Source organism: Methylobacter sp. (assembly GCF_023227905.1).
Lineage (GTDB): Bacteria > Pseudomonadota > Gammaproteobacteria > Methylococcales > Methylomonadaceae > Methylobacter_A.
The window spans coordinates 1-5,547 of record NZ_JALOCF010000096.1 but is presented as its reverse complement, the minus strand read 5'-3'; the positions used below and the strand labels follow the sequence as shown (position 1 = coordinate 5,547).

The 5,547-nt window shown below is 46.7% G+C and carries 7 protein-coding genes and 1 pseudogene; 7 read left to right on the top strand and 1 reads right to left on the bottom strand.

From position 1 onward, the window contains the following. The first annotated feature begins 224 nt into the window (after positions 1–224). Positions 225–1,187: an IS630 family transposase gene (locus M0R47_RS21110; protein ID WP_292558333.1), complete on the top strand. Its 963-nt coding sequence runs from the start codon at positions 225–227 to the stop codon at positions 1,185–1,187. Between the two features lie 105 nt (positions 1,188–1,292). Here the strand turns inward: M0R47_RS21110 and M0R47_RS21105 are convergent, their stop codons facing one another. Beyond that, a complete protein-coding gene (locus M0R47_RS21105; protein WP_292558332.1) occupies positions 1,293–1,715 on the bottom strand; it encodes a helix-turn-helix domain-containing protein in 423 nt (140 codons plus the stop codon). Between the two features lie 136 nt (positions 1,716–1,851). On the opposite strand from M0R47_RS21105, the gene tmpT reads away from it, so the two are divergent. The 6 genes and pseudogenes from tmpT to M0R47_RS21075 form a co-directional block, all read left to right on the top strand. After that, complete coding sequence (tmpT, locus tag M0R47_RS21100) at positions 1,852–2,496, top strand: thiopurine S-methyltransferase (protein ID WP_292558331.1); 645 nt, start codon at positions 1,852–1,854, stop codon at positions 2,494–2,496. Between the two features lie 277 nt (positions 2,497–2,773). Continuing rightward, on the top strand, positions 2,774–3,535 hold the full coding sequence (locus M0R47_RS21095) for an AraC family transcriptional regulator (RefSeq protein ID WP_292558330.1): 762 nt from the start codon (positions 2,774–2,776) through the stop codon (positions 3,533–3,535). Between the two features lie 77 nt (positions 3,536–3,612). Next, positions 3,613–4,281 (top strand): protein tyrosine phosphatase family protein, encoded by a 669-nt coding sequence (locus M0R47_RS21090; protein WP_292558329.1) that lies wholly within the window; start codon positions 3,613–3,615, stop codon positions 4,279–4,281. Beyond that, positions 4,268–4,729, top strand: coding sequence for an isoprenylcysteine carboxylmethyltransferase family protein (locus M0R47_RS21085; RefSeq protein ID WP_292558328.1), 462 nt, complete (start codon positions 4,268–4,270; stop codon positions 4,727–4,729). Before M0R47_RS21090 ends, M0R47_RS21085 begins: the two co-directional genes overlap by 14 nt. Before the next feature lie 51 nt (positions 4,730–4,780). Continuing rightward, positions 4,781–5,185: a hypothetical protein gene (locus M0R47_RS21080; RefSeq protein ID WP_292558327.1), complete on the top strand. Its 405-nt coding sequence runs from the start codon at positions 4,781–4,783 to the stop codon at positions 5,183–5,185. Positions 5,186–5,205: 20 nt separating this feature from the next. After that, positions 5,206–5,547: pseudogene (locus tag M0R47_RS21075) on the top strand (hypothetical protein); the annotation flags it as partial.

Sequence of the window (5,547 nt, the reverse complement as noted above, 5' to 3'; positions counted from 1 at the left end):
TGGCGATCTGTATGTATAGCTATCCAGAAAAGTTCTGTCCCTTTGTTTGATTATTGATTTCAATAGATAATGTCGGAATTTGTATGACGGAATCAAAGCATATCCAAGAACTCAACCGAAAAATCAAACATCTTAAAAAAACAGGAACCGGAGGTAGTGACTTTCGATTGCTGATACGGCTAACCGTTTTAGTCGCCTATTATCAATAGCACCCCGTTGAACGGATAGCAGGGTGCCTTAACATCAGTGTCAAAAGCATAAAGCGTTGGATTAAACGCTATAAAAGTAAAGGCCTAGATTTTGTTCGAGATGAAGATCGAAGCGGTCGCCCAAGTGGGCTTAACATTGAAGAGCAAGAACTCTTAAAAAACAAAATACAAGAATTGAATCAGCGCGTATGGGTTGCACGGCATGTGGTCGTTTTAATCCAGACACTATTCGGCACTCTGTATTCAGTCGGTTATCTGCCCCAGCTGCTGAACAAACTGGGCTTGAGTTTTCACAAGGCGGAGACCGTACTGGTAAAAAGGGACAGTGAAAAGCGCCGAGTGTGGATCCAGGAAACACTGCCTGAGCTTTATCGGAAGAAAATCGAAGCAGGCTGGCGTATTTTTTACCAGGATGAAGCGGGTTTCCAGACCGAAGGCACCTTGGCTTATACGTGGGGTGTTCGGGGACAATCGACAACAATCGCTAACTACGGACGGCATGGCCGGGTAAACCTGATCGGCGCATTTGAATTGGGAACCGGCTTGTTTTACGGTTTACAAACGACTTTCAAAGTGAACGCGATGCGCTTCCGTCGTTTTATCTGCCACCTCAAACGACAGATGCGTACTGATAAGATTCTGTTGATTTGTGACAATGCCCGTTTTCATAAAGCAAAATGGCTAACGGCTTGGACCCAAACACAAAAAGAGTGGTTACACCTGGCATTTCTGCCGGCCTATTCGCCCGATTTTAATCCAATTGAACGCCTCTGGCGCTGGATGAAAACTGAATATACACATAATCGCTGCTGGACTTCGAAAATGCAGTTAAAAAAACATCTTCAGGATGTTTTGCAAAAAATACCGGCACAAGCGGAATCTATAAAAAGTGTCATGAAAAAAGAAAATGAACGCTACCAAAAAATATGTGGCTTTTATCAGGTTGAGTCCAATGCATTGTTCACAATTCCTGCTTGAATAAGGGGGCACGCAGCATAAGGCGACCGAAAGGACAAAACTTTTCTAGGCAACTATATATCGACAGGTATTTAGATTTGGCTTCCTTACTTTTTTCTGCATGCCTCACTTAAATTTGTTTTCCTTCAATTTATTTGGCTGCCTAAACCGATTCTTACCAGCAACACGGAGGAGACGAAGAAATTTTGGACATTCAAAATGGTTTGGCGCATTGCAGACTGCTGCATGACGGAGCCCATCACGCATAGAGGTCAGTTCTTTAATTTTTCTGTCTAACTCCTCTGCCTTAGCCAACAGCAGCGTTCTATTGATGTCAGGCCCTTCAGGCGTAATCATTTCACCTATTTCATCTAGCGAGAAACCAGCGCTACGCCCCAAAGATATTAAAGCCAGTCGCTCTATGACATTGGCGCTGAATAAGCGACGCAAACCCAAGCGACCGGTTGACTGAATCAATCCTTTTTCTTCATAAAATCGTAACGTTGAGGCGGGTAATCCAGTTGCCTTTGCAACCGCAGTTATATCCATTATTTCACCTGTCGTAATTTAAGACTTGACTTCAAGTTGACTTGAGATTTTATCCTAGACCGGAACATTCCTTGGTGCAACACTGACACATTAAGTTTGTGGTGATTTTTATAATTGAACGATTTAAGGAGTCGATATGGAAGCAAGTTTCTGGCGGCAAAAATGGGAGCGCGGTGAGATTGCGTTTCATGAAAACGAAGCCAACCCGTTTTTGGTAGCCCATTTTGAAACACTAAATCTGGCAAAAGGCTGTCGTGTGTTTCTGCCGTTGTGTGGCAAGACACGTGACTTTTCCTGGTTGCTTGCCTGCGGTTATCGAGTAGTTGGTGCAGAATTGAGCGAACTAGCCGTTAACGAGTTGTTTAAAGAACTGGATTTAGAGCCGCAAATCTCTAAAACTGGAAAATTGGTCCGCTACAGCGCTAAAGATATAGACATATTCGTGGGCGATATTTTTGATGTGTCTGCCGTATATCTTGGTGCCATAAGCGCGACATATGATCGCGCTGCTTTAGTCGCCCTGCCTTCCGGCATACGAGAGCGGTATACCTCCCATCTGATGAATATAACCGGCACAGCGCCGCAATTGCTGATCTCTTATGAATACGACCAACTGCTGATGGATGGCCCTCCGTTTTCTGTTAACGAGAACGAAGTAAAGCAACATTATGGTGATACCTACCAATTAAAGTTTGTTGAAAGCAAGAGTGTCGCGGGCGGACTGAAGGGAAAAGTTGCATCCTCTGAGACAGCCTGGCTGCTTCAAAACACTAATAACTAGGATGGTTTTATATGCTGGGATATCGTTGTACATTGTGTTAGATGCTGTGGTTGGCTTTATGGCCGGCTTACTAGGGGGTAATTCCTTATTATGATGTTGGTAAATGTATTGAGGTTACACCCCTTAAGTAGTTTTCAAACTATGTGCGACATTCCTACGATGGAGCTAGACATGAATACAAAAAATGCTTCATGTATGCGCAGAGTAAATTGATTAAAGTGACTGTTTGCAAAAATGCGGATCGCTGCCAATCCGTATAGAGTCGGAGTAACATGAAATGAAGACGACAGGAACCGGGCGTATCGTGCTTTGGCGCGGAGGAAGTCTGTGGATCGGTCGAGCTGGTGAGCCCACGGATTTTCATTCCCATCATGCAGTCCAGATCACGTTGTCGTTCTCCGAAGGCGGGGTGCGATTTCGACGTCCCGGCGGAAACTGGAGTGCCTATAATGCGGCAATCATCGCTGCTCACCAGCCTCATGCGTTCGAGGCGCGTGGCGAGTTTGTTGCGATGATCTTTGTTGAGCCGGAGTCACGTGAGGGACGGGTGCTACACCAGTTATGTCTCGGTGAGGGGATTTCGTCGCTTGCCTATGGAAAGCTTGAACTCGAAATTGCAGCCCTCACCGCCTCCTACATGGAGGGCACCCTAGATTCAGAACTCGCCACCTGCGCGCGTTTCGTGATTACCAAACTTGCCGCAATGACCACGGTTCCGGTGGTATCGCTGGATAAGCGGATTGAATATGCTGTGGAACTACTGCGTGAGAATATCGGTGAAACGGTTCAGCTTGCCGATATTGCTGATGCCACCTGTCTTTCTCCAGATCGCTTTCGCCATCTCTTCATTGAGCAAACAGGTATGCGGTTTCGGCCCTACGTGCTGTGGCTGCGAATCGAAATCGCGCTCACTGCATTAGCATCTGGCAGAAATCTGACCGAGGCTTCGTATGCCGGCGGATTTGCAGACTCCGCGCATTTTTCGCGGACGTTCAAGCGCATGTTCGGGATTGCGCCTTCTAGTTTCCAGCGCGAATAGCCGTTTCGTTCAAGCCGTAGCTGATGTGAGCCCGTAGACTAGGCTCCGCATCAAATCAATTTGAAAGGAAACATCTCATGAATAAAGCCTATGAAATTCTCTGTCACTGCAACCCCTGTCCATGTTCGGACTTTAGCGTTGGCTGCCAAAAAACCATAGAGCAAAATATTTTGCCCGCAGTTCGCTGGTCGGGTGCGCAGCAAGTGTCCGGACTAGTCCTATTAGCTGATATAAGCCCCAAGATACCATTCATGGACGCTGAAAACATTCATCAAGTATTTGACTGGCTCTGGACTTCCGGCCAATTATCTGAAAGGGACATTGCAAGTCTGACGGACCTTGGAATAGAAGCCGTGATCAATTTGTCTCCCCCAACGTCATCAAACGCCCTATCCGGTGAGGCTGAATTTGTTACACGGCAAGGAATTGCCTACATTCATATTCCCGTAGCATGGGAGCAACCCGAGCTTCATCGGCTAATGCAGTTTTTCAGCACGCTCAAGGCCTTCGAGGAGCGTAATGTTTGGGTGCATTGTGCAAAAAACATGCGGGTATCGGTTTTTATATACCTCTATCGGAGATTATGTCTCCTAGAGAGTGAGGAAGAATCAGTCCATCCAATGCAGGAGGTTTGGGTGCCCAATCAGACATGGCAAACATTCATTCGTAAAGCTTTGAGTATATACTCTAACCCTGCATTAAAGTTTTTACATCAGCCGGAATCTTCATCTCATGAACGCTCTTGAACTCAGAGTTCCACCCGTCGCTTTGTCACTTTTCTTTGCAGGCACAATGTGGCTTGTATCAGTGCAGTTTCCGATTATGTCCTTCGTCATACCCGGGCGTCTTATCATATCGATTGCATTGTGCGGTATTGGCATCGTCTTCGCTGTTGCCGGCGTAATTGCATTTCGTGCTGCCAAGACAACGGTTAATCCAACACGACCAGGTACCGCGTCTACCTTGGTTAGTTCGGGCATCTATCGTTTCAGTCGGAACCCCATGTATGTCGGCTTCATATTTGCGCTAGGCGGCTGGGCATTTTTTCTCGGGCATACCCATGGATTTATTCTCTTGCCGGCGTTTGTCATCTATATGAATCGCTTTCAAATTTCACCCGAGGAAAGAGCGCTGTCTTTAAAGTTCGGCAAACATTTCGACACCTACACGCAGTCCGTTCCGAGATGGCTATAAGACATGACTCGACGGCCGCTAAATTCAAACATTAGATAGCAGGAACCAAAAATGGAGTATCTCGCAGGTATTGTCATCGCCTTAGTTGTTTCGTTGTTCGCGACACTCGTCGGCTTTGACAAAGAACGTAGCTTCTACCCAATCGTGTTGGTAGTGATTGCATCCTACTATGGTTTATTTGCTGTTATGGGCGGCTCGGTTCAGGCTGTCCTTAGCGAGTCAGTCGTAATGGCCGTATTTTTAGGTGCCACTGTTCTTGGCTTCAAACGCAATTTGTGGTTTGTCGTTGTTGCGTTAGTTACCCATGGCCTATTTGATTTCTTTCACGGCCATCTCGTTTCCAATCCAGGCGTTCCTAGTTGGTGGCCAATGTTTTGCCTGACCTACGATTTGGTCGCCGCCGTATATCTCGCCTATCTTTTGCGGCATTCAAGAGTCATTGCAAATGCGCTTTGATCAATGATTGAGGAAAGCAAATGAAGTGTTCCGCTTTGATAAAAATTACCAGTTTCGCGATAGTGCTGCTTGCAGCGTCAACGTACTACACGCGATCATGCCTGGGCGCAGATTCCACTCACGCGAAAATCGCTGAACTGACGAAGAACTCGCTCACCCTTCCAGCGCCGAAAGACCAGCGTGTACGTCCATTGGTAGTCATACTTGCCGACAATGCCGGTACAGAAACCACGGATTTTGTCATCCCTTACGGGGTCTTGAAGGAATCCGACGCAGCAAATGTAGTGACGGTTTCGACTGAGCCTGGCACGGTTGAGCTGATGCCTGCATTGCAGATACGCGCGGATATGACGATAGTGCAA

What these genes read in the sequence shown, in the direction of transcription:
- M0R47_RS21080 (WP_292558327.1), top strand. Translation starts at nt 4,781, where the DNA reads ATGGAGTATCTCGCAGGTATTGTCATCGCCTTAGTTGTTTCGTTGTTC.
- M0R47_RS21085 (WP_292558328.1), top strand. Translation starts at nt 4,268, where the DNA reads ATGAACGCTCTTGAACTCAGAGTTCCACCCGTCGCTTTGTCACTTTTC.
- M0R47_RS21090 (WP_292558329.1), top strand. Translation starts at nt 3,613, where the DNA reads ATGAATAAAGCCTATGAAATTCTCTGTCACTGCAACCCCTGTCCATGT.
- M0R47_RS21105 (WP_292558332.1), bottom strand. Translation starts at nt 1,715, where the DNA reads ATGGATATAACTGCGGTTGCAAAGGCAACTGGATTACCCGCCTCAACG.
- M0R47_RS21095 (WP_292558330.1), top strand. Translation starts at nt 2,774, where the DNA reads ATGAAGACGACAGGAACCGGGCGTATCGTGCTTTGGCGCGGAGGAAGT.
- tmpT (WP_292558331.1), top strand. Translation starts at nt 1,852, where the DNA reads ATGGAAGCAAGTTTCTGGCGGCAAAAATGGGAGCGCGGTGAGATTGCG.